The following is a 1,549-nucleotide window of genomic DNA, read 5'->3' as shown; positions in this document are numbered from 1 at the left end:
CACGCCGATGTGAATGAAAGGGACTTCCCCGTCCCGAGCTATCCGCGGAGTGCCCCTTGGGCGTTGCGGCAAACGGCATCAAAGTGCCACGATGGGAAGTTACCTCATCAACTCACTCGGAAGGGGGAAGTCCATGACTATTTTGACCCTCGGCATCGATCTTGCCAAGAATGTGTTCGCTGTCCACGGCGTAGATGAAGCAGGCAAGCCGGCACTGGTGCGCCCGGAAGTGCGGCGCAACAAGCTCGTAGAGCTGATAGCGTCATTGCCACCGTGCCTGATCGGGATGGAAGCATGTTCTGGGGCTCACCATTGGGCTCGAGAGTTCGAGAAGTTTGGTCACAAAGTGCGTTTGATGGCGCCGAAATTTGTCGCGCCCTACAGAATCGCGGGAAAGCGCGGCAAGAACGATGCAAACGATGCGGCTGCCATTTGCGAGGCAGTCACGCGGCCTCAGATGCGATTTGTGCCTGTCAAGAGCATAGAGCAGCAAGCAGAGCTATTTGTACACCGGGCACGCCAGGGATTCGTGCAGGAGCGCACCGCTGTCATCAACCGAATTCGCGGCCTGCTCAGTGAGCTCGGAATCGTTTTGGCGCTCCAACCTACTACGGTACGTAGAGAAGCGCACAAGGTATTGGAGGATCTACCTGGCTGGTGCAACGTCGTCATTGGTGACCTGCTGGGCGAGCTCACCCGGCTGGATGGGCGAATCGCCGAGTACGACACCCATGTCAGGCACATGGCCCAACATGATGACAAGGCTCGCCGATTGATGCAGCTCGCTGGCATCGGTGCCACGACGGCGTCGGCCATAGTTGCCAGCGTGGGCAACGGGCTTGAATTCAAGAGCTCCAGCCAGTTCAGCGCATGGTTGGGATTGACACCTGGCCAACACAGTTCGGGTGGAAAAGCGAGGCTGGGTCGAATAACAAAGGCTGGGGACAGCTATCTGCGTACCTTGCTCATCCTGGGAGCAAGAACGGTGTTGAATGTGGCCGCAAGCAAGTCAGATCCGGTCAGTCGCTGGGCTATCAAAGTGCAAGATCGCCGCGGGTACTGGCGCGCTGTGGTTGCCATTGCATCCAAGAACGCCCGGATGTGCTGGGCGGCACTACGGATGGGAGAAGCCTTCAAAGTTCCTGCTTAGCCAGACGTAGCAGAGAAAGATAAAAAGGGCCGTCGCCGGAAGGTGCACGGCGCTGTTGGAATCGAACTTGGCATCGCGTGTTGTGCCGTTGTTGATGAGTGAAAAGGTTGGACCTGCGCTGGGGAATGCTCGAATGAAAGCCTGGGCCATTCAGGGCGGTAAATCGCCACTGATAGCCGAGATGTGAATGGAGACCCCGGCGCGCGTCTTTCATCAGGGACCGCTGCCAATAAGTGCAGCAACAATGTCCGTTTGTAGTCTTGCCGTCCGCATACCTTCAACTCAAAAGCAGCAGCAGTCGGTGTTGAGATTCTCAAGGAGCTATTCAGCCGACGTGTTCGATCATTCCGATCCAACGCGGTGGCTCGGCGTTTGACAAACTGAGGGAAGCCCTTGTAG

The 1,549-nt window shown here is 57.1% G+C and carries 1 protein-coding gene; it reads left to right on the top strand.

The window, feature by feature from the left end:
* The first annotated feature begins 133 nt into the window (after positions 1-133).
* Positions 134-1,150: an IS110 family RNA-guided transposase gene (locus QZH52_RS38555; protein WP_301816538.1), complete on the top strand. Its 1,017-nt coding sequence runs from the start codon at positions 134-136 to the stop codon at positions 1,148-1,150.
* Positions 1,151-1,549 lie beyond the last annotated feature (399 nt).

Origin of the sequence: Variovorax ginsengisoli (genome assembly GCF_030486595.1) — a bacterium.
GTDB lineage: Bacteria > Pseudomonadota > Gammaproteobacteria > Burkholderiales > Burkholderiaceae_C > Variovorax > Variovorax ginsengisoli_B.
Note: the sequence above shows the minus strand (reverse complement) of the source record. Positions and strands in the feature narration are given on the sequence as shown.

What these genes read in the sequence shown, in the direction of transcription:
- QZH52_RS38555 (WP_301816538.1), top strand. Translation starts at nt 134, where the DNA reads ATGACTATTTTGACCCTCGGCATCGATCTTGCCAAGAATGTGTTCGCT.